This window comes from Muriicola jejuensis, assembly GCF_010671595.1.
Taxonomy (GTDB): Bacteria; Bacteroidota; Bacteroidia; order Flavobacteriales; family Flavobacteriaceae; genus Muriicola; species Muriicola jejuensis.
Map to the genome: position 1 here is coordinate 645,235 of NZ_JAABOP010000001.1, position 24,011 is coordinate 669,245.

Annotated in this window: 20 protein-coding genes; 11 read left to right on the plus strand and 9 right to left on the minus strand. The window is 48.6% G+C overall.

Features of this window, described 5'->3' with window-relative positions:
• Position 1 precedes the first annotated feature (1 nt).
• Positions 2 to 1,126: a hydrogenase small subunit gene (locus GWK09_RS02940; RefSeq protein WP_163691514.1), complete on the minus strand. Its 1,125-nt coding sequence runs from the start codon at positions 1,124 to 1,126 to the stop codon at positions 2 to 4.
• Positions 1,127 to 1,282: 156 nt separating this feature from the next.
• On the opposite strand from GWK09_RS02940, the gene hypA reads away from it, so the two are divergent.
• The 8 genes from hypA to GWK09_RS02975 all read left to right on the plus strand — a co-directional run bounded on the left by hypA (position 1,283) and on the right by GWK09_RS02975 (position 7,295).
• On the plus strand, positions 1,283 to 1,624 hold the full coding sequence (hypA, locus tag GWK09_RS02945; RefSeq protein WP_163691515.1) for a hydrogenase maturation nickel metallochaperone HypA: 342 nt from the start codon (positions 1,283 to 1,285) through the stop codon (positions 1,622 to 1,624).
• A gap of 92 nt (positions 1,625 to 1,716) precedes the next feature.
• Positions 1,717 to 1,917 (plus strand): hypothetical protein, encoded by a 201-nt coding sequence (locus GWK09_RS15005; protein ID WP_239530575.1) that lies wholly within the window; start codon positions 1,717 to 1,719, stop codon positions 1,915 to 1,917.
• Entirely contained in the window at positions 1,884 to 2,546 is a 663-nt protein-coding gene (hypB, locus tag GWK09_RS02950; protein WP_283401223.1) for a hydrogenase nickel incorporation protein HypB, read from the plus strand. Before GWK09_RS15005 ends, hypB begins: the two co-directional genes overlap by 34 nt.
• 4 nt (positions 2,547 to 2,550) lie before the next feature.
• Positions 2,551 to 2,811 carry a HypC/HybG/HupF family hydrogenase formation chaperone gene (locus tag GWK09_RS02955; protein WP_163691517.1) on the plus strand — a complete coding sequence of 87 codons (261 nt, stop codon included), beginning with the start codon at positions 2,551 to 2,553 and terminating at the stop codon, positions 2,809 to 2,811.
• On the plus strand, positions 2,783 to 3,508 hold the full coding sequence (locus GWK09_RS02960) for a leucyl/phenylalanyl-tRNA--protein transferase (protein WP_163691518.1): 726 nt from the start codon (positions 2,783 to 2,785) through the stop codon (positions 3,506 to 3,508). Before GWK09_RS02955 ends, GWK09_RS02960 begins: the two co-directional genes overlap by 29 nt.
• Positions 3,509 to 3,515: 7 nt before the next feature.
• On the plus strand, positions 3,516 to 5,264 hold the full coding sequence (locus GWK09_RS02965) for a tetratricopeptide repeat protein (RefSeq protein ID WP_163691519.1): 1,749 nt from the start codon (positions 3,516 to 3,518) through the stop codon (positions 5,262 to 5,264).
• A 98-nt stretch (positions 5,265 to 5,362) separates the two neighbouring features.
• Positions 5,363 to 5,986 carry a SanA/YdcF family protein gene (locus GWK09_RS02970; protein WP_163691520.1) on the plus strand — a complete coding sequence of 208 codons (624 nt, stop codon included), beginning with the start codon at positions 5,363 to 5,365 and terminating at the stop codon, positions 5,984 to 5,986.
• A gap of 55 nt (positions 5,987 to 6,041) precedes the next feature.
• Positions 6,042 to 7,295 carry an NRAMP family divalent metal transporter gene (locus tag GWK09_RS02975; RefSeq protein ID WP_163691521.1) on the plus strand — a complete coding sequence of 418 codons (1,254 nt, stop codon included), beginning with the start codon at positions 6,042 to 6,044 and terminating at the stop codon, positions 7,293 to 7,295.
• Here the strand turns inward: GWK09_RS02975 and GWK09_RS02980 are convergent.
• The 7 genes from GWK09_RS02980 to GWK09_RS03010 all read right to left on the minus strand — a co-directional run bounded on the left by GWK09_RS02980 (position 7,292) and on the right by GWK09_RS03010 (position 20,269).
• Positions 7,292 to 9,229, minus strand: coding sequence for an OmpA family protein (locus GWK09_RS02980; RefSeq protein WP_163691522.1), 1,938 nt, complete (start codon positions 9,227 to 9,229; stop codon positions 7,292 to 7,294). The genes GWK09_RS02975 and GWK09_RS02980 overlap by 4 nt on opposite strands.
• A gap of 9 nt (positions 9,230 to 9,238) precedes the next feature.
• The gene (locus tag GWK09_RS02985) at positions 9,239 to 10,219 is read right to left on the minus strand and encodes a PorP/SprF family type IX secretion system membrane protein (RefSeq protein ID WP_163691523.1); all 981 of its coding nucleotides are present in this window, start codon (positions 10,217 to 10,219) and stop codon (positions 9,239 to 9,241) included.
• Positions 10,219 to 15,744: a Calx-beta domain-containing protein gene (locus GWK09_RS02990; RefSeq protein WP_163691524.1), complete on the minus strand. Its 5,526-nt coding sequence runs from the start codon at positions 15,742 to 15,744 to the stop codon at positions 10,219 to 10,221. The genes GWK09_RS02985 and GWK09_RS02990 overlap by 1 nt, the downstream gene beginning before the upstream one ends.
• A gap of 332 nt (positions 15,745 to 16,076) precedes the next feature.
• Positions 16,077 to 16,967, minus strand: coding sequence for an ACP S-malonyltransferase (gene fabD / locus GWK09_RS02995; protein WP_163691525.1), 891 nt, complete (start codon positions 16,965 to 16,967; stop codon positions 16,077 to 16,079).
• A gap of 49 nt (positions 16,968 to 17,016) precedes the next feature.
• Entirely contained in the window at positions 17,017 to 17,535 is a 519-nt protein-coding gene (locus tag GWK09_RS03000; RefSeq protein ID WP_163691526.1) for a gamma carbonic anhydrase family protein, read from the minus strand.
• A 38-nt stretch (positions 17,536 to 17,573) separates the two neighbouring features.
• Positions 17,574 to 18,305: a LytR/AlgR family response regulator transcription factor gene (locus tag GWK09_RS03005; protein ID WP_163691527.1), complete on the minus strand. Its 732-nt coding sequence runs from the start codon at positions 18,303 to 18,305 to the stop codon at positions 17,574 to 17,576.
• Positions 18,302 to 20,269, minus strand: coding sequence for a tetratricopeptide repeat-containing sensor histidine kinase (locus GWK09_RS03010; protein ID WP_163691528.1), 1,968 nt, complete (start codon positions 20,267 to 20,269; stop codon positions 18,302 to 18,304). Before GWK09_RS03010 ends, GWK09_RS03005 begins: the two co-directional genes overlap by 4 nt.
• 201 nt (positions 20,270 to 20,470) lie before the next feature.
• On the opposite strand from GWK09_RS03010, the gene GWK09_RS03015 reads away from it, so the two are divergent.
• The gene (locus GWK09_RS03015) at positions 20,471 to 21,646 is read left to right on the plus strand and encodes a vWA domain-containing protein (RefSeq protein WP_163691529.1); all 1,176 of its coding nucleotides are present in this window, start codon (positions 20,471 to 20,473) and stop codon (positions 21,644 to 21,646) included.
• 55 nt (positions 21,647 to 21,701) lie between these two features.
• Here GWK09_RS03015 and GWK09_RS03020 read toward each other — a convergent pair whose 3' ends face one another.
• Positions 21,702 to 22,697 carry a PorP/SprF family type IX secretion system membrane protein gene (locus GWK09_RS03020; protein WP_163691530.1) on the minus strand — a complete coding sequence of 332 codons (996 nt, stop codon included), beginning with the start codon at positions 22,695 to 22,697 and terminating at the stop codon, positions 21,702 to 21,704.
• Positions 22,698 to 22,817: 120 nt separating this feature from the next.
• On the opposite strand from GWK09_RS03020, the gene GWK09_RS03025 reads away from it, so the two are divergent.
• Together GWK09_RS03025 and GWK09_RS03030 are read left to right on the plus strand one after the other, a co-directional pair.
• The gene (locus GWK09_RS03025) at positions 22,818 to 23,717 is read left to right on the plus strand and encodes a NifU family protein (protein ID WP_163691531.1); all 900 of its coding nucleotides are present in this window, start codon (positions 22,818 to 22,820) and stop codon (positions 23,715 to 23,717) included.
• Positions 23,718 to 23,787: 70 nt separating this feature from the next.
• Positions 23,788 to 23,988 (plus strand): dodecin family protein, encoded by a 201-nt coding sequence (locus GWK09_RS03030; RefSeq protein WP_163691532.1) that lies wholly within the window; start codon positions 23,788 to 23,790, stop codon positions 23,986 to 23,988.
• The last annotated feature ends 23 nt before the right edge of the window (positions 23,989 to 24,011 follow it).

The window sequence follows — 24,011 nt, forward strand, 5'->3', positions numbered from 1 at the left end:
TTTATCTTTCTAAATTCTTTTCATTTGATTTACCACTGGAGATCTCGCTCTTGAGTTCTTTCCTCTTGGAGATATTGGCAGCGATCGCATGGGCCGCCAGACCTCCTGCCACGACTCCGGCTGCGACCTTACCGATAGTATCCGCAGAGCTCTCGATACCAAACCCTGCCAGTCCTGTAAGCCGTTCGTAGAATGGACCATTGTCCCAAAAATCCTCTTCACTGCAGCCTATACAGCCATGACCACTCTGAATGGGGAAGCTCACCCCGTTATTCCAGCGGATCGTACCACAGGAATTGTAGGTCATCGGTCCGCGGCAACCCACTTTGTAAAGGCAGTAACCATCTTTTGCATTCTGGTCATCAAAGGTCTCTGCAAAGAGTCCGGCGTCGTAATAAGGCCTTCTGTAACAGCTGTCGTGAACCCTCTTGGAATAAAAAGCCTTGGGTCTGCCGAGTCCATCGAGTTCGGGCAATCTTCCAAAGGTCACCACATGCACGATGATCCCGGCCATGACCTCCCCAATGGGTGGGCATCCGGGAACGCGGATGATGGGCTTGTTCTTGATGATCTTGTGGATGGGTGTGGCTTCAGTTGGGTTGGGATATGCAGCCTGGACACATCCGTTACATGCGCAACTTCCCCATGCGATGATCGCCTTGGCTCCCTCTGCTGCTTCCAGGAATTGCTCCTTAGCCGTTTTGCCGGCAATACAACAGTAGTTACCATCGTCGCCCATAGGTACAGAGCCTTCCACACAAAGAATGTATTCTCCCCTGTATTTCTCCATGGTAGCTAATTTTGCCGCCTCGGCCTGGTGTCCCGAAGCCGCCATAAGGGTAAGGGTATAATCCAGGGAAATCTTGTCTAGAACGATATCGGCCACGATGGGGTGGTCCGATCTGATAAAGGACTCACTGCAACAGGTGCATTCCTGATAGTGTTCCCAGATCACAGGTAATCTGTAGCTCGTCTCAAGCGATTTGGCAACCTGTGCGATCATGGAGGATTCCAGTCCCATATACGCAGTGATATAGGTGGCAAACTTCATGAAGTCCCTTCTGGAGTATCCCTGCTTGATGATACTCTCATAATAGGTCTGTTTAGTTTCCGTTTTCGTGGCCATGATGTGATGGAATTATTTTAAATCTGATTCATTGGGATAGGTACAATTTGACTAAATGTATCTACTCTAACTCATTCATAATATGATTTTTATCATATCCCGGAGATTTTCAATTTGCTACTATTGTATCTTACTATGTTTTCAATTTGACGGGATATGCACGAGTTGTCAGTAGCCATGGGGATCGTCAGGATCGCTGAAAAGGAAACGGCTAAGGCCAGGGCGAAATCCGTGGAGCTGATCGAACTTGAGATAGGAACCCTGGCAGGGATAGAGTTTGAATCTTTGGACTTTGTATGGCCTGCTGCGGTCAAGAACACCGTGCTGGAACACGCGAAAAGGCATATCCATAAGATCAGGGCCAAAGGACAGTGCGTCGACTGTGATACGATCTTTGAGATGGAACATCTCTACGACGCATGCCCTAAATGCCAAAGTAATTTTAAAGGTATCCTGCAGGGAAAGGAATTGAGGGTGAAGGCCCTGGAAGTAGTTTAATTTAAAAAATCCAGTTATGTGCGGTACTTGCGGCTGCGGAAGCGAAGAGGGCGGGGTCAGAATCCTGAAACCGTCCGAACACCAACATGGACATGAACACAATGATTACCACCATCACGATCATGATCACCATCACCATCACGACCATAAGGACGGGCACATCCATAGTCATGCCCATTCTCACGGGCATGACCATGAACACCATCATTCCCATACCCATCAGCACTCCGGGGATCCCCATAAACGGAAGGTCCTCGAAGTGGAGCAGGACATCCTCCAGGCCAATGAGGTGATGGCTGCGAAGGTCAGAGGCTTCTTTGATGCAAAGGACATCCTGGCTCTCAACCTGGTAAGTTCCCCCGGTTCCGGGAAAACGGCCCTGCTCGAAAGGACGCTACGCGACTTGAAGGAGGAGATCCCGTTCTACGTGATCGAGGGCGACCAGCAAACGCTCAATGACGCCAACCGCATCGCCGCCCTGGAGGTGCCGGTGATCCAGATCAATACCGGAAAAGGTTGCCACCTGGAGAGCGATATGGTCTATGAGGCAGTCAAAAAACTCAAGATGAAGGACCATGCGGTCCTGATGATCGAAAATGTTGGCAACCTGGTCTGTCCTTCCATGTTTGATCTGGGGGAAGATAAACGGATAGTGATCATCAGTACCACAGAAGGCGTGGATAAGCCCATCAAATACCCGGATATGTTCCATACTGCGGATGTGTGTATTATCAATAAGATAGACCTTTTGCCTTATCTGGATGTAGACCTGGGCGAGATCAAAAGATTTGCCCTGCAGGTTAACCCGAACTTGTCCTTCTTTGAGGTCTCTGCCACCACCGGAGAGGGAATGGATGCCTGGTATGCCTGGTTAAAGGAGACCCTGAAGGCGCGAAAAGAAGAAGTTTCACTTAATCCCTGACCTTATGTGCCTTGCCATCCCCGGTAAACTCATCGCCATCACATCCCAACTGGACGAGACCTTCCGGGTGGGAAAAGTATCCTTTGACGGGGTCATCAAGGAAGTAAGCCTTACCCTTGTGCCCCAGGCGCGCGCAGGCGATTACATCATGGTGCACGTCGGGGCGGCTATCAGTGTGGTCGACGAAGCAGAAGCCAGAAAAACCTTCGAGGTCCTAAAACAACTCGGAGAGCTCAATGAGCTCCAACCTCCAGACTTTCCTTAATGATTATACCGTGCCTTATTTTGAACTGACAACAGATGAATTCAAACTTCCTCCCCCCCATTTTGCGGATCTGGACGGACTTCTGGCCGTAGGTGGGACCCTCTCGGCAGAAAACCTCCTCACTGCCTATAGGTCTGGGGTCTATTATTGGCATCATCCCCTGAAAAAGGTCCAATGGTGGTCCCCGGATCCCAGGATCGTACTCTTTCCTGAATCTTCTTTAATGGACGCCACAATACCACTGCGCCCTCACCAGGAGTATGTAATTCGGTTCAATGGGGATTTCGAGGCCCTTCTGCGTCTATGCCAGCGCCAGTATAACGACCAGGAACACATGAATCCCTTCTGGCTCTCCGAGCGGATGTATCGCATTTTTACAGAACTGCATAAGATGGATTTTGCCCATTCTGTGGAAGCCTGGGAAGGAGATGATTTGATAGGAGGTATCTTCGGAATAGCCCTGGGAAACCTGTTTTTCGGAGAATACCAGGCGGGACCCAATTCCGCGATATCCGTCTCCCTGCTTAAAGCACTTCTCGACCGACTCAGAGAGAAGGGGTTTGCCCTGCTCGATATGCAAAAACCTTCCGTATACATTCAAGGGGTAGCTTACGAAGAAATGGCCAGAGTAAACTTCGTACACCACTGCAGGGAGATCGAATTGCATTCAACAACACGTCAAACCACATTAACCTGATAATACCATGATGACCGTCACTTTTAAAGATCGAATCAGGAATGCAGAGGCCTACCTGAGGACAGACAGGCTGGAAGATTCCATTTCAGAATACACCATGGCCCTGGAACAGGCCACCGGGCTCAGGCAACAGATTGACCTGCATATGGTGCTGGGCCGACTCTACCAGCGCTCTAAACAACCGGCAAATGCCATTACCCAATTTGAAACTGCCTTGCAGCTATTACAGAAGGGGAGATCAAAGGAGGACAAGGCAGACATGGCAGCAGCCCACAACAACCTGGCGGCCCTGTACCTGCAATTAGAAATACCCAAGGCCATCTCGCATTATCGCGAAGCCCTGGAAGACTATGGTACACTGGTAAAAGAGAAAGGGCAGACCTTCCTGCCGCATCTTGCCAACACCCATTTTGCCCTTGCTGAGGCATATGTTCAGGATGGGAAGCCGCTGAAAGCCAAAACCCATATTAAGGATGCGATCCGCATTTACGAAAATCTCCCCGGGCCCTCTGCAATGCGCGCCAGAGCCCATTATCAACTCGGCCTCATTTATACGGATGAATTCAATCTTCACGACGCACAGTTACAATACAACAAAGCCCTGAAGGTCTACCAATCCATGCCGGAAGCAGATGAAAGTTCCGTGCAGGCCATTATGGCCGCACTTCACAACAACCTGGGGGTTACCTACCACTCTATGGAAGAAGCCGAAAAAGCGGTGGAGGCCTATCATAGATCGCTCGATCACTACAGGAAATTGGCAGAAACACATGCTGATATCTTCCTACCTTATGAAGCATCCACCCTTAACAGTTTGGCAATCGTTTACAATACTATGAAGGAATCTCAAAGGGCCATTGAGATGGTACGGGATAGCATCGCCATCTATCATCGACTCACTGAGGAATATCCAGATCAATACACCCATTACCTCGCAACCTCCCTCCACAATCTGGGCTTGTTGTATTTTGAGGATAAGGATTTGGACAATGCCCTGCATTATTTTACCGAAGCCCTGGCCATAAGGAGAAATTTGATGCGACGGGAACTTGAGCAGTTTGGGCCAGATACCTGTGCAACCGCACTGAACCTCGTGGAACTCTATCAAATACAACTCGAATCTACCTTAGATCTGTCCTACCGTCAAAAAAGCCTGGAACTCCTTATGGAAGTAAGGGATCTGCTGGATAGTGTTTCGGACGATCGCCTGGTCCTTAGAAATATGCGGGCCGACTGCGCATCCCATCTGGAGTATTTCAACAATGTCGACATGGAAGAACTCACCCTGAGATACGTCAAAGTCGAGTCGGATTCCCTGAGGGAGGAGATACACGGAACCATTGAGCCCTCAGAAAAACGGATCTATCAGGAGGCGTTGATCAAACTCCTCGAAGAAAAGTACGAACTCTATCCCGGAAATGAGGAGTTCAGGAAAGCACTCGCCCTGGCCCATAACGATATGGCCTGGTATCTCCTGAGGCTTGAAAGGGCCGGGGAGTCGAGGAAACACATAGAGAGGGGATTAGAGTTGGACGCCGGCTTGAATTTGTTGTGGTGCAATAAAGCCCATTGTGAGCTTCTGGAGAACAATATGGACCTCGCTCTCTCATTTTATGCCGGATTCCTTGGGTCTCAACCTGAGAATCCGCTGGAATTGAAGAAAGTACTCATGGATGATCTCGAGATTTTAAGCAGAACGGGCGTAAAAAAAGAAAGCATAGCACAGATTAAAAAGTTCTATCTTTTTGATTATTAAATATTTGCGGAAATACTTAGTTGTAAAGGGAATCCCGTTGGATCCCCTGATCGCAATAGCAGGCATTTCCTTACCTTTATCAGCCTGATTATCTCCCGATGATAAGACGCTTGCGCAATCTTCTTCTGGTTCTCCTGATACTGCCTCTGGTTACTCTCCTGATCTGTGATGCCGTAATCGACCAGGGTGCCGAAGGCAAAACATTCAACAGTATAAACGCTATCCCCAGGAATAAGGTCGGTATTGTCCTGGGTACTTCAAGCCGACTCATAGCCGGGGGGAACAACCCCTACTATACTCACAGGATCAGTGCGACGCTTGCCCTCTACAAGGCCGGCAAGATAGATCGCGTGCTGGTGAGCGGGGATAATGCCACCAGGTATTACAATGAACCCGATACCTTCAAAAAAGACCTGGTCGCTGGGGGAATACCTGAAGACAGTATAATGCTCGATCCTTCCGGATTTCGCACCCTGGACTCCATGGTCAGGGCCAAAGAGGTATTCGGTCTGGACAGTGTCACCGTGATCTCCCAAAAATTCCAGAACGAAAGGGCGATCTACCTCGCTTCGAGGAAAGGAATGTACGCCATTGGTTTCAACGCCACGGACCTTGAAGGATCCGAAGGCTTCAAGGTACAGGTGAGGGAATACTTTGCCAGGGTAAAGGTCTTTGTAGACCTTCTGATGAATACCCAACCGCGGTCTAACCAGGAGATTTGAATATTCCGATTCGCGAATTGCATAAAATGTCCTACTTTAGAGCAGATTCCTGTATATGCCAAGTATCAAGACCCTGATCAGGAACCTGGGACCCGGCCTGCTATTTGCGAGCATGGCCATCGGAACGTCCCATCTGGTCCTCTCCACAAAAGCCGGTGCACAATACGGCTGGGTCATGGTCATTCCCATCATCCTGGCCAATTTGCTGAAATATCCCTTTTTTGAATACGGCATACGATACACTACCGTGACGAATACCTCCCTGATAGAAGGCTACCGCAACAGGGGGAAGGCCTATCTCTGGCTGTATGCCTTCATCACCCTGGTCACCACGTTTACGATCCTTGCGGCTCTTTACGTGGTCACCGCCGGTCTTCTGATCAACCTCTTCAAGGTCGACGGTCTCGGCGTGAGCACAGTGGCCCTGGGCCTTTTTATTTTTATATCTGCAGTACTGATCATAGGCCGATACCGATTCCTGGAATTATCCCTCAAATTCGTGGTCAGTGTCCTGTTTCTCGCTCTGCTGGTCACCACTGTACTGGTCCTGTTCAAGGGTCAGGTGGAACCTGTTCAGGATTTTACCCCATCCCCGGTCTTTGATGAGGTCGGTATACTATTCCTGATCGGGCTTGTGGGCTGGATGCCTACAGCCGTGGAAGCCAGTAGTTGGATCAGCCTGTGGACCCTGGAAAAGCAGAAAGTGACCCAGAGGAGATTACCCTTGAACGAAGCCCTGCAGGAATTCAATTCCGGATATTATATGACCGCTTTGCTGGCCGTATTCTTTCTCATCATCGGCTGGATGACCCTCTATGGAACTCAAACGGTTTTAAGTGATAGTGCGGTTACCTTTGCAGACCAGGTGGTGCAGCTCTTTACTACACACATCGGAAAATGGGCGTATATCTTTATCGCGGTCTCCGCCTTTGCGACCATGTTCAGCACCTGTATGACTGCACATGACGCCATTGCCAGGGTGAGTCTGGATATCATCAAACACCTGACACCTGAGCACAAGGATTATTCAGGAAGGAAGTATTTTGCCATAGGGATCATTGGCCTCGCTATTGTGAATTATGTGGTGCTTACCGCCTTTGGTGCCAATATGGGGACCCTGGTGGCCCTGGCAACCTTTATTTCCTTCGTCATGGCACCCATAGTGGGGTATATGAACCTCAAGAACGTGATGAGTGAAGACCTGCCCAAGGCGTTTCATCCCGGTAAAGGATTGCAGTACCTCACCTATGCGGGTATCATTTTTTTGTCCCTCTTCGCTTTGTACTATTGTTGGATGGTTCTCTTTTAGAACAGGAGGTCGTAGTTAAGGACAACGATCAATTGTCTCTCATTCTTTTTGTGGAATGTATCCAGGCAGAATACTCCGTCAGTACAATCGTTTAGCAATTTATCCTCCCCATAGCCAATAGAGTAAAGAATGTTAGAAGAAGACACGCCGTGACTTTCGAGGTAATCCTTGATCGCATCGGCCCTGCTTTGTGAGATGCGGAAATTTGTCGCTGCCCCACCCCTGCTATCCGTGTGGGATTCGATCCTGAGCTGAAGTTGGGGAAACTTCGCAACCGCATCCACCGCCTTTTCCAGTTCCACAGCAATCTCGGGAGTAATGACACTCTTTCCTTTATCGAAATAGAATTTATTCAATTTCAAAACGGTCTGATCTTCCGTCTTCTCTACAAGGTCATCTATACTCACGATCCCCATACTGAAAGGGGCATTCTGGATAGCCTCCATGCCTTCTCCCTCAAACTTATCAGAAAACCTGGAATGCCTGTTTTTGGTAGCCTCAACCGTAATGGCGTCCTGCCAGGGGATCTCTATGCGAAACATGCCCTTATTGTCCGTCTTAACTTCTTTGATGACCTTCCCTGCCTTATCCAACAAGCGGATCTCAGCCTCCGGGATACGTTCGTTGGTCTGCAGGTTTACGACACTTCCGTTGAGTGTGAAAGTTTTGATCCCCGGTTTATCTTCGATGATAAAGCCATAAAGGTCATCACTGCCCTTCCCTCCAGGCCTGTTAGACCCAAAGTATCCAATAAGGCTGTTTTCCCTGTAGTTTTTGATGATAAAGCCGAAATCATCCTTTTCCGAATTCAATCCCCTTCCGAGGTTGATTGGGATACTGTAGGTGTTCTCTTCCAGGATATCCGATTTATAGGTATCCATTCCGCCAAGGCCGTAAAAGACGTCCGAAGCAAAATACAGGCTCCCCTCGAAGATATAGGGAGCGATCTCATTTCCAGGAGTATTGATCCGGGGCCCGAGGTTAATGGGAGATGACATGATCAACCCATTATTTGTGTAAACGTAGTAGAGATCCGTACCTCCAAATCCATCCTTGAAATTGGCTGCAAAGTAAAGCTTACCAGTTTCCGCTTCATAGAACGGGTAGTAGAAGGAGGTACTGAGGTCTTTTAACAGAAAACGGAAATTACCGTTACGATCTGCAGAACCTAATGCCAGCGCATTTTTTCCATTGTCGTCAAAAACCAGGTTGCCATTCGCCTCATTGGATCGAATGTAGAAAACTGCTTCAAGGGCTTCCGAAAAAAAAGGTGTTCCCTGATGAAATTCAAACTTTGGAATATTTTCAAAAGTCCTGCTGGCCAGAATATTCCCTGATGGATCCAATCGAGCTACAAAAATATTCAAATAGGGGGAGGGCTGCGAACTACCTCTCTTTCCTGAATCATTGGAGGTCCTAGCACTTGTGAAAAGTAATTGATCCCTATAAAATGATGGTGCAAAGTCGGAATTGGGACTATTATCGTTTAGATTAAAAATATTGGCCGACAGTTGTTTATCCCCGTCCGTTTCCTGAAGATCGAAATTAAACTGAGCATTTTCCCTCAATTCAGGTACAAATTGATCAGGATGATCCTCCATAAATTTTCGTACGGACCCATTTTCCTGGTTCATTTTCCAGGCGACAAGCATTTTGTTCAAATGGTACGCCGGAAGTTCATAATCCTTTTCAAGAACCTGATTGTACACATTACTTGCCAGATCATAATTTTCCAATTTCAAATAGGATTCCGCTAAGTTGAGATACTGTTCAACGGAGAGGGGGTTTTCTCTCATTTCCTTGAGATACTCCCTAACAGCCAAATCGTACTTATATTCGAGAAAAAGGATATCGGCCCTGGAAAGGTCGTCCTGCGCAGGGATAAATCCCGTGACTAAAAGAAAACAAAGGAAAATAAATTGTCTCAGCTTCATCCCCTAAAGTTAAAAGAATCTGGGGTTATCTACTTGTTTTGGTTTTCCTTTTTTCCCTTTGGATCGGTCTGATTGTCTGTTCCCTCCTTCACCGAGGAAGAATTTCAATATCATCTCGTGAGAGCCCTGGTTATATTGTCCAAGAGAAGTAGTACTGTAATCATAGGAATATCCTAAAAATACTCCGCTGGAGATCTGAAACCCTGCCAGCCCGCTAAGCGAATTGTTTACCCTGTATCCAACACCTGCAGTAAACAGATTACTGATCAGAAAATTTGCTGAGAGATCGAACCTGAAGGGAAGCCCCTCAAAATAACCGGCCAGGAAAGCTGGTTTAAATTTTAAATTATCACTGAGCTCAAGGACTACTCCTCCGATCACATTCACCTGGACACGATCATTAAAGTAGGCCTCTATCTCTTCGTCCTTGGTAAGTCCAGTCAGAAAATTAGGCACCGATGCTCCAAGGTACCAGTCTTCAGAATACATGAAAATTCCAGCCCCCACGGTGGGATAAAATTTATTGAAAACATTATTGGTCAATAATGGCTCATCAGGTTCTTCGAAATTTCCTTTTGTAAAATCAATATCCAGGATCCCTCCTCCAGCATCTATCCCAAATGACAAATAGGTATCCGAAGAAAGATTTACCTGATAAGAGTAGGCCACATCAAAATAGGTCTGGCTGGTTGGTCCAAACTGATCGCTTACTACGTTGATCCCCATACCTACTTTTCCATTACTAAATGGAATATTAGTCCCAAATCGAAGGGTTCTGGGTGCTCCCTCAATATCAATCCATTGAGCGCGGTACAGCGCAGCGATCTCGGCATTATCTACCGAACCGACATAGCCGGGATTAATACTGCCTATATTATACATGTATTGAGTATACTGAGGTTCGAGTTGTGAATATCCCTTCATCGAAAATAAGAGAAGGAACATGGTCAGGACAATCAAATATTTGTAGCTCCGTAATCCTCTTGTCATCATCGTATAATTTGAATCCATCCTTTTTGCACGTCCTGACCTTCACCCAGATCCAGAATATAGAAATAAGTACCCTTGGGCAGGTCTCCATTTTTTCCAGTGCCATCCCATGAATTGTCGTATCCTCTGGATGAGAAAACGCTGTTACCATACCGATCAAAGATCTCCAGGCTATTGTTAGGGAATAGCTCAATACAATTCACAATCAAACGGTCATTTGTTCCATCGCCATTGGGAGAGAACTGATTGAATTCAATTCCACAATCTTCCGGTATCTGGGGGCTGGTATCGATTAATACGACTGAGGTATCGTTGGTGTTATTGCCATCCACTGGCAGGGATGTTCGCAGGGAAGCCGTGTTGGTCAGAGTAATAAATCGATCAAGATCCGGATTCACCTCTACCGTAATGGCCAGTGATGTTTCTCCGTTGGGCAATAGTTCTGGGATCATCCATATTCCTGTTGTCACGTCGTAACTACCTGTCCCAGGCAAATCTGAAATATATAAAAAGTCACTATCCAGAAGATCTAAAATTTCAATATCCACTACGCGGGTATCGGATAAGTTTGTTACCGTGATGGTAAAGATCACTTGTTCCCCTGCAGTAGCTGTAAGAATATTTGCCGTTTTTTCAACAGCGAGATCTATGGGCTCAGGGTTGCAGTCCTCCGTCAGGAATGGATCACAGGGATCTAAAGGATCCGAAACTCTTTCTGGAATAGCAGACGTATTGGGGTCATCGATGTTATTTACTTCCTCCCCGTCGGTAAGTCCATCCCCGTCCGTATCAGGGTTTCCGGGATCCGTGCCGATTGCGTTTTCCTGCCCGTCCGTCAGGCCATCATTATCAGTATCTACCGCACAATCAGTCACCCTGATCGTAACGGTTACCGACTCGTTCACACAGGGTGCCTGTGCATCGGTAGTGGTGTAGGTGAACACGTAATCCCCATCGGCCAGTCCGTCAAAATCGACCACATTTTCTGCAGAGATGGTCAGAGCCCCTCCGGAGGGATCCGTAGTTATACTCCATGTACCGGGATCTGCCCCTTCCAGCTGATCGTCCAGGTCAAGGCTGGTAGGCCCGTTGATGGCTACATTACAAGCCGTGGCATCGCTGGGTACTCCAGCAGAAGGAGGATCGAAAACGGTTGCCGTTACCGGGAACCTGGCCGTGATGCAGCCGTTGGAATCGGACTGTACGTAATAGGTGGTAGTTACCGTGATGTTAGGTGTCACAAAGTCTTCTCCTTCAAAAAGGGGAGCCCCTCCGGTCGGGGCCGCGAACCAGTTTACGGTTCCCTCGGAGAACACCGCACTAAGGGTTACGGAGCCTTCCCCGCATATTTCTGCCCCTGTTGAGCTGATAAGCTCGGGGGTGGTATTGAATTCCAGGGTCACATCCAGGGTCGGGCTGGCACAATTATTCGCATCATCCCAGAAAAATCCGTAATACGTCCCCGGAAAATCAGAGCTGATTAACGAAGAGAATAGGTGCGTATCCGGATCGAGAATACTGGCCGGGTCTGTGGTCCACCTGAGTTCAGTTCCTGCAGGAGGGGGAGTGTTCGTATATTCATCCAGGTCCTGGCTCGTAACATCACAAAATGCTGTTGGGACCGTGGGATCCAGAACAGGTGCGCTGCTTCCGGCTGGGCAGGCATCGTCATCCAGGATGGTGGCTACCCCCTGCGAATCTCCTATCGTTACCAGTACGGAACTTACCGAGGTCAAATTCACAAAAAAGTCTTCGTTCCCCTGCTCCACAACATTATCCGGAATCAGTGGAACGCTGATAGTTCGTATTTCTCCATCTATACCTGAAAAACTTACAGATCCGGAAGTTGCTGCATAGTCCGTTCCCGCTATGGCGGTTCCATCCCCTGTGGCGTAGTTTACCGAAAAACCTCCTGGAACATTTCCCGTCAAAGTCACCGTGAATACTGCAGGTCCATCAGATTCTATCACAGAAATATCATCAATGATCACATTAGCCGCATCATTGTCTGTGATACTACCAATACCGATCGCTTTGGAAAAGGTAATATTCCCGGGATTTACAACATTGCTCAGGGTCACCAGGAAGATCTCGCTCTGTTCTACGATCGGGTCGTCTGTTATAGGTATCTCAAGGGTCTGGGTTTCTCCGTTGTCACCCGCAAAGGTCAGGGTACCGCTGGTGGCGGTATAATCTAATCCCGCTATGGCAGTATTATCAGAAGTGGCAAAATCCACTGTCAGACCTGCCTCCACTTCTCCAGTAAGTGTCACCGTAAATACAGCAACTCCACCTACCACTCCTTCGCTAAAGGTCCTGTTGTTGATGCTCAGGCTGGCGGTATCATTGTCGTTGTTGGTCACCGACACGTCCGCCAGGTTGGCCCCTGTCAGGATATCGTAATTAGGGTCCGAGGAGGTCGGATTACCCGTGATGATGGCATAAGAGACTGGTCCATCCACAAAGGTGTCGTCCACTCCCGTGACCACAACGTTGACCCCGGTATCCCAGTTCGTCGTATTCAGCGTCACGCTGCTCACGGCGATCGTACCTTCACCTGTATCATTGCTGCTAAGGGGGATGACTACGTCTCCGGTAGGCTCACTTTCCAGGAAGATCGTAAAGTTAGCAGATACTCCTGCCTCAGAGGTATTTCCACTGATAGGTGTGATGATGATCCCGGCAGCGTCATTGTCACTGTTCGTGACCGTTATGGTCTGATCCGGTAAGGCGTCGAAGAAATTATTGCTATTGGCATCATCGATACTCGCTGTAATGGTATATACCTGATCCCCGTCTACAAAATCGTCATCGAATGGTATCACATTGACCGTGCGTACGGTATTCCAGTTTCCGGTAGTAAAGGTAAGGCTGCTTGCACTAAGAGTGCCTTCGGTGGTATCCGAAGAATTGAGAAGGATCACCACATCAGTGGCCGGTGCCCTGTTCAGCACAACCGTAAAGCTCTGTCCTGTACCGCCTTCAGAAGTAGCCAAAGTCAAAGGCGATACCGTAAACCCTGCTATATCATCATCCAGGAAACTGCTACTACCCACGTTGTCTGCTGCCAGGGTGGCGTTTGGACTGGGATTGCTCAGTGTCACTGTAACAGGTACATCCGCCTGTACAATGAAATCTCCGGCAGTGGTTACCGTTACAAACTGGGTGAGGGTTGTGGTACCTGCTCCAAAGGTTAAAGTCCCCCCGGTGCCATTCTCATTTCCCCCACTGATCACGTAATCCACTGTGATGGGATTGTTGGGATCGGCCTGACCCAGGGTCACAGCAAAATTAAGGGTTGCTGTCCCGGTGTCCCCTTCCGGTACGGGGGTAGGATCATTGATGCTGATCGTCGAGGAATCGTCATTGGTGAAACTGCTCGTGCCCACTGCTTTTGTGATAACGGCATTGCTACTGGGGTTGCTCAGGGTTACAGTAATAGTCTCATCCGCCTCTACTGCGGTATCCCCATTGGTGGTCACAGGTATGATCTGTGACAATGTCGTGGTACCTGCCGCAAAGGTCAGTGTTCCTCCCGTGCCGTTCTCATTACCTCCGCTGATAGTATATTGTAGGGTGATAGGGTTGTTCGGATCGGCCTGGTCTATGCTTACTGTAAAATTCAAGGTACTCACTCCACCATTGCCTTCCGGGATAGAGGCAGGATCATTGATAGTAACGGAGGCAGTGTCGTCATTGGTGAAGCTACTGCTTCCAATGGCTTTAGAGATGACTGCACTTCCGACTGGGTTACCAAGTTGTACTGTAATTGGCTCATCAGCCTCAACTGCCGTATCCCCTGTAGTTGTCACGACAACGGTCTGGGTCAGGGTAGGCGTACCGGCAGGGAAGGTCAGAGTACCACCAGTGCCATTTTCATTCCCGCCTGTGATAATATAATCAACCGAAATAGCCGCTGATGGATCAGATTGATCTATGCTCACCGTAAAATTGAGGATACTGGGTCCGGAATCACCTTCGGGAACCGAGGCCGGATCATTGATACTGATGTTGGCGTTGTCATCATTCAGGAAGCTACTAATCCCTATTGATTTTGCAAGAATGGCATTGGAACTCGGATTACTCAGGGTTATGACTATATCCTCATCACCCTCTACCAGGGTATCTCCATTTGTGGTAACGGAAATGGTCCTGTTCAGATCCGTATCACCGGCAATCCAGTTCAAAACACCTGCATCCGTATCCTCATTCCCCCCGCTGATCAGATAGTTCACAGAAATGGGGTTGTTGGGATCCGACTGACCCAGTGACACAGTGAAAGTAAGGGTCTGTACCCCGGAATCACCTTCATTTATTGGGCTTGGATCATCAATACTGATGGAAGCGCTGTCGTCATTCTGTATGGTCCCCTGTCCCTGACCATCGTTGATGGTAGCGTTGACGGGGGCACTCAAATTGACAAAAAAGGTTTCGTTGGCTTCAACCGACGTGTCCCCATTCACTGTAACCGAGAGAGTTGTACTGCTCGTTCCTGCCGTAATGGTTCCGGTCCCTCCAACCACGGCCACATAATCCTGTCCTGCCGTGGCCGTCCCATTGGCCGTGTTATAAGTAAAACCGATATTCCCTGCGGCAACTCCACCCCCGTCCACAATTACGTTGAAAATGAACTGAGAAGTTCCCGATTGGCCTTCCACCTGAGAAACATCGTTGATGCTGATGGAATCAGAAATTTTAGTTGAGTTATCTGTAGTTGCAGGACCCGTACCATTAACGTTAGTTAGTGTAACACTCAAAGTAATAGTGCCATCTCCCAATCCACTGACATCGATCCCTCCTATAGTTTCACCAGCCGATACAACAATGCCCGAACCTGTAACCGGAGTACCGCCTCCACTGCTGGTAAAACTATAATTGTAAGTGGCTGCGAGTTCTGCGCCTGAGAAAGTAAAGCTGACATTGGCTTGGTTGGAAATGGTGATGGGATCCTGATTTATTACAACCGCATAACCACTCGGAGTCGCCGTAGCCTTCGTAGACGTATCGGTCACATCAGCACCCTGGCCATTCCCATTGGTCAAACTCACCGTCAAGGTGATCGTCCCATCACCCAAACCACTCAGGTCGATCCCCGTAATCTGATCCGTAGCAGTGACAATAGGTCCACCCCCGGTGACCGTAACCGGAGTGCCGCCTCCACTACTGGTAAAACTGTAATTGTATGTCGAACCAACTTCCGCCCCCGCAAAGGTAAAACTCACAGCCGCCTGATTGCCCGCCGTGATCGGATCCTGGTCTATCGTTACACTATAACCCGATGGAACTGCCGTAGCCTTCGTAGACGTATCGGTCACATCAGCACCCTGGCCATTCCCATTGGTCAAACTCACCGTCAAGGTGATCGTCCCATCACCCAAACCACTCAGGTCGATCCCCGTAATCTGATCCGTAGCAGTGACAATAGGTCCACCCCCGGTGACCGTAACCGGAGTGCCGCCTCCACTACTGGTAAAACTGTAATTGTATGTCGAACCAACTTCCGCCCCCGCAAAGGTAAAACTCACAGCCGCCTGATTGCCCGCCGTGATCGGATCCTGGTCTATCGTTACACTATAACCCGATGGAACCTGAGCAAAAAGACTTATCCCTGATAACAGAAAAAAAAGTAAAAGGGAAAATTTTAATACTAATCGGACTGTGATTAAACCACTAGTAAAAAGACCTTCTTTTCTCATATACAACCCCAAAAAGTTATTGAATTAGCCACCTGATCGACAAACGGCTCTTCAAAAAAGAGGGGATCAATATTACTAAAAAAAGCAGCCCTGAACTAATTATAAGGCCTAATTAACCATTTTTCAGATGTACGGTAAGTGCGGCCAGAAATAAGGGTTGTTTAATCACCCGGAAGTTCTGCGGAGAAGGCCTCCACACCAGGGTCGATCTTCTTGACCAGCCCCTGTAAAACCTTGCCCGGACCCACCTCCGTAAAGACGGTGGCCCCATCGGCGATCATACGCTGCACACTCTGGGTCCAACGTACCGGAGCCGTCAGCTGTGCTATGAGGTTCTTTTGGATTTCCGCGGCCTTTTTCACGGGCATGGCATTCACATTCTGGTAGATTGGGCAGGTTGGTTCCGAAAAACTCGTGCTTTCAATAGCCGCAGCCAATTCCTCTCTGGCAGGTTCCATCATCGGGGAATGGAAGGCCCCTCCCACAGGTAAGACGAGCGCCCTACGGGCTCCTGCTTCCTTCAGTTTTTCACAAGCCTTCTCAACGGCACCGGTCTCTCCAGAGATCACAAGCTGTCCCGGGCAGTTGTAATTGGCGGGCACCACCACACCTTCAACCGACCCACAGATCTCCTCAACCACTGCGTCATCCAATCCAAGAACGGCCGCCATGGTGCTCGGTGTCCGCTCACAGGCTTTTTGCATGGCCATTGCCCGTTGTGAGACCAGTGTAAGACCATCTGCAAATTTCAGAGCTCCATTGGCCACCAGGGCTGAGAATTCACCCAGAGAATGTCCCGCCACCATATCGGGCCGGAAAGCTTTGCCAAGAACTTTGCTAAGAATGACGGAATGTAAAAAGATCGCCGGCTGAGTGACCTTGGTCTCCTTGAGTTGCTCTGCCGTGCCTTCGAACATGATATCGGTTATGGCAAATCCCAAAATGTCGTTCGCCTCTTCAAATAATTCCTGTGCAATCGGGTATTTCTCATACAGGTCGAGCCCCATACCACTAAACTGTGCCCCCTGTCCGGGGAATACATATGCTTTCATCCTCAATCGGGTTTAATTAGAGATCAAAAATAAGGAATTCAGGGGGATCCTATTCCGGGTCCCTGAACCAGCTCGCGTATTTCACATAGGAATTGGCGATCCTGCGTATCTCCCCTTCACTCAGGTCCTTGCTCACCTCCTTGATCTTCCTTGCCGGCATGCCTGCAAAGACGCTACCGGGGGGAACTATCGTCCCTTTGGTCAATACGGCTCCCGCCGCAATGATGCTGTCAGAACCCACTACGCAATCGTCCATGATAATGCTGCCCATCCCCACCAGTACGTCGTCCTCTATGGTACATCCGTGGACAATGGCATTGTGCCCTATGGACACATTGTTGCCTATATTCGTCGGTGCCTTCTGGTACGTACAGTGAATGACGGCACCGTCCTGCACATTCACCTTGTTCCCCATCCGGATGTAATGCACGTCTCCCCGCACCACCGCGTTGAACCAGACGCTGCATTCGTCTCCCATTACCACATCGCCGACAATGGTCGCATTTTCGGCTATAAAACAATCCTTTCCGAATTCCGGGGATTTTCCCTTAACTGCTCTGATGATCATGTCCTCTGGTTGAAATTCAGGGTGAAGCTACACCCGTCTCATTCGTAATGCGAAAGTAATATCTTTTTCCGGGAAGCGGATACCATCAGTTCCTTTCCATTGGAAAGCAAGACACTGCCTCCCTTGCCCTTTTTGTATCGGACTACCTCGTTGATATTCACTAAAAAGGACTTGTGGATGCGAACAAAGGGGAAATCAGCAAGGGCTTCCTCAAAGTATTTCAGGGTCTTGCTCACAAGGATCTTCCTCCCGGGCAGATGGATCTCCGTGTAGTTGTCATCGGCCTTGCAATAGAGGATTTCCGAAACATCCAGTACCTGAAACCCGTCCTGTTGGGGCAAAGTGATCTTGCCTTCCGCCTTTGGCGATCTGGAGGAGAGAATCCGGTCCTTAAGCCTATTCTCCTTTTGAATTACCTCTTCCACATAGGCCACGGCCCTTATCAGTTCATCGATATCTATGGGTTTCATCAGGTAATAGGCTGCATGCTGATTCAGTGCTTCCATGGCATATTGGCTGTAGGCCGTCACAAATACCGTCTCAAAATCCCTTTCCGGCAGTTCATCAAGGAGGTCGAAAGCATTGCCGAACGGCATCTCCACATCCAGGAATAGCAACTGAGGCCTGACACGGAGAATGAGGTCCAGACCCTCCGCAACCGTCCCGGCCTCACCGGCAATATGTACCTGCCCACAGTATTCCCCGAGATAGTTGCGGAGGATTTGACGGCTCGACATTTCGTCGTCTATGATCACTGCCTTCAGTTTCATTCGCCTTTTATTAATGTGAGTAGAACCCGTGTTCCTGTACCTTTCTCATCCAGGTCCTGTACCCGGACCTTTATGTGTGTTTTGTACATATCGTTTAGGATGGCTATCCGCTCCTGTATATTGCGCATGGCCGTCGACCTTTGTTTTCTTTGGTGGGGGGTCTTTAATTCCGCCGACCTCTTCCTGCCGATGCCATTATCCTCGATGCAGATCTCCAGGACATTCTCTTCCTTTTGGGATATCCGCAAGCTGAGCTCTCCTTTGGTTTCTCTGTATCGAAGTCCGTGCCAAATGGCGTTTTCGAGATAAGGTTGTAACAACATAGGTGGTATTTTAAAGGCCTCTTTGTCCACAGAAGGGTCGACTTCCACCCTGTAGTCGAACTTATCCGGAAATCTTGAATGTTCCAGCTTCAGGTACAGTTCCAGCAGCTCCACTTCTTTACTCAGACCGATGAAGTCCTCTTCTGAGTGCTCCAGTACGGTACGCATCAACTTTGAAAAGTCGCTGAGATACCTGTTTGCACTCCTTTCATCATGGTTGGAAATATAGTTATTTACTGAATTCAGGGCGTTAAATATAAAATGAGGGTTCATCTGGGATCTCAGGGACTTCAGCGCCAGCAAATGGTTCGCCAGTTTCTGTTTCTGAGTACTGCGGTAGAAAAAGAAGGCGGCGAGCGACATAAAAAGCATCCCGAAAAGCAGGGAATAGATGATCCAGAGTTGTCTTTTGTTGCTTTCTTCCGTTAGCCGCTGTTCTGCCAATGCCAGATCGTATTTGCTTTGTGAAAGTTCCCGCTCCTGTTCCAGGCCGCTTATGCGATTCTGGATCGAGGCGATTTCCCGATTAAGCCGGGCTGCCCGGGAGATCTCCTGTTCTTTGCGGGCGTAAAGGGTATCGACCACTGCCACGTACTTCTGATAGGTTTCCAGGGCTTTCGTAAAATCCCCCTGTCGCCTGTACACTTCAGAAAGCTCACGCGTGGCATCCTTCTGAACCACCAGGTCTTCTTCCATTCCGGCCTCAGCAATGCTGCGTTCCAGAAAAGGTATTGCCTCATCATACTGGTCCTGGGCGATATAGGCATTCGCAATTTTATAGTTGATCCGCTGCCTCGATACCGAATCCTGCCCTGACACGATGCCTGTTTCCTGCCTGGTTGGTGCAGGGAGAGCGTCCAGCGCTTTTAAACTGCTCTTCCGCAACTTGATCTCATCGTCAAAACGGTTGCTCTTATTCAAAAAATCCGCCACTTTTTCCTTTTCCCGGACGGCTCTCTGGGGTGCCTGTTTCTCCGCTTCCATCAGGGAATTGTTGTAATAGGCATTCGCCTCTTTCAATCGGTTTACGCTGGCATAGGTGTCTGCGATCTTGGAGTTGAGGTCGGGAATCTTGGGTCCTATCTGATTCTTGGTTGCGATGGTCAACCCCTGCCGGAAGAAGGCGAGGGCCTTGTCTACCCCTCCCAATCCTGCGTGTGCCTCGCCCATCGCTTCATACACCTCGACGCGGCTATAAGGCGCCAGGGAGCTGTCGTCTTCCAGTGGCTCCAAAACGGCCAAGGCTTCTTCCCATTGGCGATTGCGCACATAGGCCTTTCCCAGGGCTAGAGTGGTAGCCGGACTATACCGGGCTTGCAGAGCATCCCTGTAGTTGGCAATGGCGAGGTCTGATTGTCCGTAGTATCCGTACACCTCAGCCAGCAGTGCCAGTGAGGACGCCAGTTCCCTTCTGTTGTCCCTGGAGTCCAATTCGGAGATGGATCGGGCGATATAGTCGATGCTTTTCTGAAAGTCCTTTGTCTTATACGTTTTCGCCGAATCCAGATAAGCCCTGTATAAGGTCAGGCCCTCCTCGCGATTGTCCGTCTTCTTTGTCGAGGACTGAACCTGTGCAAAGACCGGGGAAACGGAAAGGAGAAAAACCGCTATCAGAAAACCTGTATTGGTCAAACGTATCATAGGATAAACTTAGTCCTTTTACTCCATTCTAAAAAACAGCAGGAAGAGCGTTTCTCCCTGAGCGTGAAAGCTTTTCAACCCTTTACTCAGGCAAAGGGCCCGTTCACTCATTCAGGGAACACCTTCCCTCATTTCTGGTTTTTTCAGAAAAAGTTACGCCCTACTTTTCCCTTGATTAAGAACCCATTTAATGTATTTGATATGAAAAAAATTGCCCAAAAATCAATGATCGCCTTGATGTTATTCGGAATAGGAACCGGCTATGCCTTTTCAGAGCAGGGAAGGAAAAATGCCAATACCAAGCAAGAAGCTACTCATGAGCATTCCTTTCTGAAACCAGAACCACCCACGGTTAAAATCGCCCTGCTATTGGACACCAGCAACAGCATGGACGGCCTGATCAACCAGGCTAAATCACAGCTATGGGACATTGTCAACCAGTTCACCTATGCCAAATGCAGGAATGAAGGACGCCCCGGCCTGAAGATCGCGTTGTATCAATACGGTAATAATGATCTCTCTTCTCAGGAAGGGTATATACAACAGGTGCTCGGGTTTAGCGGGGATCTGGATGAAATTTCAGCAAAACTGTTTTCCCTGACCACCAACGGGGGAGAGGAATATTGCGGGCAGGTGATCCATCAGTCCTTGCAGCAATTGGATTGGGGGAAAAACCCAGACGACCTGAAAATGGTCTTTATCGCTGGCAATGAACCCTTTACGCAAGGAAGAAAGAATTTCAGGGAGGCTGTTCTCCATGCGAAGGAAAGAGGGGTGATCGTAAACACCATCTTCTGCGGGGATTACAACCTGGGCATACAAACACAATGGCAGGAAGGAGCCCGGCTCGCAGGAGGGGAATACATGGCCATTGACCACAACAGACAGGTCGTGCATGTCAAAACCCCTTATGATGAGATCATCATCAGGCTGAACAAGCGTCTGAATAATACTTATGTATCTTACGGGACCAAAGGTGCCGAACGCATGGCGGTACAGGTCGAACAGGATGCGGAAGCCATGGATCTGCAGGAAGCCGTGGCCGTGAAAAGAGCGGTGAGCAAGAGTTCTGCCTATTACAACAACGCCGGATGGGACCTGGTGGACGCTTCTTCAAGCGACGACTTTGACCTAGCGAGGATAAAGAAGGAAACCCTTCCCGAATCACTGAGAGATAAATCCGATTCTGAGATCAGGATGTTCCTTGATGAAAAGAGAAAGGAACGCCAGGATATACAGGAGGAGATCCAGCAGGCCAACGCCAAGAGACAAACCTATCTCAATGAGGTCCAGAAAAGTGAAACCGGGGAACTGGAAAAAGCCATCCTGGAAGCTATAAAAAAACAGGCCGCTGCCAAGGATCTGTACTGGGAGTAAGTGGTAAGGACAGTTTAGCAAAGCGGACTTCGGGTATCAGCCCGGAGTCCCCTTTTTAGTTCGCCGCAGGACAGAAACAGTCGTACCGGTTCTGTCTCTCCGGTCCAAAATCATACCCGAGGGTGATCTGGTGAAATCCCCCATTATCAAATCGTATATCCCCGTTCTGATAGGAATAATTGTAGGAGAACATAAATCGGTTATAGTTAAACCCAATGATAGGTGTAAAGAGTTGCAGTCTCTGTTCCCCGAACTGCCCATTGGCCTGGTACTGGGCCCCGTCAAAACTCCTTCGGTAGGAAAGTCCGGCCCAGACTGTCCCAAAGGATACATCCCTGTATACCTTGGCGTTGATATCAATGGTTTCCTCTTCCGTAAACTCCGTGAGCTGGAAGAGCACGGAAGGTTCCACCCTCCACTCGCTTTTGCCGAAGATATAGCCGACAGAGAACAAATACCTCCTCAAATTGTCGAATTCAATGGCGGTGTAGAGATCCCGTCCACTTCCCAGAGCGTTGAGAAGGGTGGCATGGGCATAGAATTCCATATAGCTATAAGACATCCCAAAATCTACATTGAAATAACCCACACTGTTGCGGGCTCCGCTGATGACCGGATCGGGGATCACGGATCTGAATTCGGTTTCATCCAGGCTGCTCAGGATAAATCCGGCGCTCAGGCCAAAAGATAATTGGTTCAGCAACCGAATATCCTCCCCGAATGGCAAATGGTGCGCATAGGTCGCTTTTAATCCTGTCTGTGAATGGTACCCGTTAGCGTCGTTAAAAAGGATTACCCCCACTCCACTGGGTGTTTCCCCTATGCGATAATTCACACTCAGGGTCTGAAGGTTGGGTGCCTCGTCTACGTTGAACCATTGTTTGCGCGCCGTGAGCCTGATCTTTCCACCGGGTCCGATCCCAGCCATAGAAGGATGTACGAGATAATAATTGTCCGACAAGTAATCGAAATAAACCGGTATTCCTTCCTGTGCCTTCACATATGCAAGGCAACCAAGGTAAGCGAACAAAATAAAAAAGATTTTTCTCATCAAAGATGGGACAAGGTGTATAGCCAGATGTTCAAATATAATGTATAACGGCACAAAGCGAACATTATTATATCTTCTCCAGCCCGAAAATTGGTTGTATTTTTGCCAAAAATCCGGACTATGAAAGAGTATGTGATCACCGTGAAGGAAACGAGCAACAAGGCCATCCTCAAATTCGAGGCCAATCACTTCCTCACCACCCAGTCTAATTACGAATTCAAAAATATAGATGAGGCCAAGGCTTCACCCCTGGCTCAGCAATTGTTCTACCTGCCCTTTATTAAGACCGTTTACATCTCAGGGAATTTTATAGCGCTAGAACGCTATGACATCGTGGAGTGGGACGATGTCAGAGATGAGGTGGCCCAGCAACTGGTGGAATACCTCAATTCAGGTGCACCAGTTATCGTAGAAGATACCCGGAAAGCCAGCGTCCCTGTAACGCTTTACGCGGAAGTCACCCCAAACCCGGCGGTGATGAAATTTGTAGCCAACAAAAAACTGGTTCCCTCTTCCTTCGAATTTAAAAATATAGACGAGGCGAAGGATTCCGAGCTGGCCAGGGCACTTTTTCACTTCCCCTACGTAAAAGAGGTGTTCATGGACGAGAACTATATCTCGGTTACCAAGTTCGAGGTAGCCGATTGGAATGAGATCACCATGGAACTCAGGGAAATGATACGCAATCATATTGCCGAAGGAAAGGAGATCGTATCGGCCCTTGCCGCAAGTACACAGGCAAAAAAAGCAGATAAACAAGGACTTGCCGGGTCGACCGATGAAACCTCACAACAGATCATTCAGATCCTCGAGGAATACGTGAAACCAGCCGTAGCCAGCGATGGGGGCAATATCCTTTTCCAGTCCTATGACGAAAAGGAACGGACGGTGAGTGTGATCCTCCAGGGCGCGTGCAGCGGCTGTCCTTCTTCCACTTTTACCCTGAAAAACGGGATCGAGACCATGCTGAAGAATATGCTGGGAGACAAGGTGAGCGAAGTAGTGGCCATCAACGGGTAATAGGTTCCTGTTTATTTGCTATTGTCTTAATTTCTTTCGAACTTTAAAAGAATCAAAAAAGCATTATAACATGGCTATTTTAAAAGTAATAGAAGTCCTGGCGAATTCCAGTGAAAGCTGGGAAGACGCAGCACAAAATGCTGTTTCCCAGGCCTCGAAGACCGTAAAGAACATCCGTTCTGTCTACGTTCATGAACAAAGCGCTACCGTGAAAAACGGTAAAATCGATGACTTCCGGGTCAATGTAAAGATCACTTTCGAAGTCAACTAGAAAAACCACCAAGCCGAAAAGCA

Bases quoted from the DNA above. Each gene is read 5' to 3' on its own strand.
- GWK09_RS02940 (WP_163691514.1), bottom strand. From the start codon at position 1,126: ATGGCCACGAAAACGGAAACTAAACAGACCTATTATGAGAGTATCATC.
- hypA (WP_163691515.1), top strand. From the start codon at position 1,283: ATGCACGAGTTGTCAGTAGCCATGGGGATCGTCAGGATCGCTGAAAAG.
- GWK09_RS15005 (WP_239530575.1), top strand. From the start codon at position 1,717: ATGAACACAATGATTACCACCATCACGATCATGATCACCATCACCATC.
- GWK09_RS02955 (WP_163691517.1), top strand. From the start codon at position 2,551: ATGTGCCTTGCCATCCCCGGTAAACTCATCGCCATCACATCCCAACTG.
- GWK09_RS02960 (WP_163691518.1), top strand. From the start codon at position 2,783: ATGAGCTCCAACCTCCAGACTTTCCTTAATGATTATACCGTGCCTTAT.
- GWK09_RS02965 (WP_163691519.1), top strand. From the start codon at position 3,516: ATGATGACCGTCACTTTTAAAGATCGAATCAGGAATGCAGAGGCCTAC.
- GWK09_RS02970 (WP_163691520.1), top strand. From the start codon at position 5,363: ATGATAAGACGCTTGCGCAATCTTCTTCTGGTTCTCCTGATACTGCCT.
- GWK09_RS02975 (WP_163691521.1), top strand. From the start codon at position 6,042: ATGCCAAGTATCAAGACCCTGATCAGGAACCTGGGACCCGGCCTGCTA.
- GWK09_RS02980 (WP_163691522.1), bottom strand. From the start codon at position 9,229: ATGAAGCTGAGACAATTTATTTTCCTTTGTTTTCTTTTAGTCACGGGA.
- GWK09_RS02985 (WP_163691523.1), bottom strand. From the start codon at position 10,219: ATGACAAGAGGATTACGGAGCTACAAATATTTGATTGTCCTGACCATG.
- fabD (WP_163691525.1), bottom strand. From the start codon at position 16,967: ATGAAAGCATATGTATTCCCCGGACAGGGGGCACAGTTTAGTGGTATG.
- GWK09_RS03000 (WP_163691526.1), bottom strand. From the start codon at position 17,535: ATGATCATCAGAGCAGTTAAGGGAAAATCCCCGGAATTCGGAAAGGAT.
- GWK09_RS03005 (WP_163691527.1), bottom strand. From the start codon at position 18,305: ATGAAACTGAAGGCAGTGATCATAGACGACGAAATGTCGAGCCGTCAA.
- GWK09_RS03010 (WP_163691528.1), bottom strand. From the start codon at position 20,269: ATGATACGTTTGACCAATACAGGTTTTCTGATAGCGGTTTTTCTCCTT.
- GWK09_RS03015 (WP_163691529.1), top strand. From the start codon at position 20,471: ATGAAAAAAATTGCCCAAAAATCAATGATCGCCTTGATGTTATTCGGA.
- GWK09_RS03020 (WP_163691530.1), bottom strand. From the start codon at position 22,697: ATGAGAAAAATCTTTTTTATTTTGTTCGCTTACCTTGGTTGCCTTGCA.
- GWK09_RS03025 (WP_163691531.1), top strand. From the start codon at position 22,818: ATGAAAGAGTATGTGATCACCGTGAAGGAAACGAGCAACAAGGCCATC.
- GWK09_RS03030 (WP_163691532.1), top strand. From the start codon at position 23,788: ATGGCTATTTTAAAAGTAATAGAAGTCCTGGCGAATTCCAGTGAAAGC.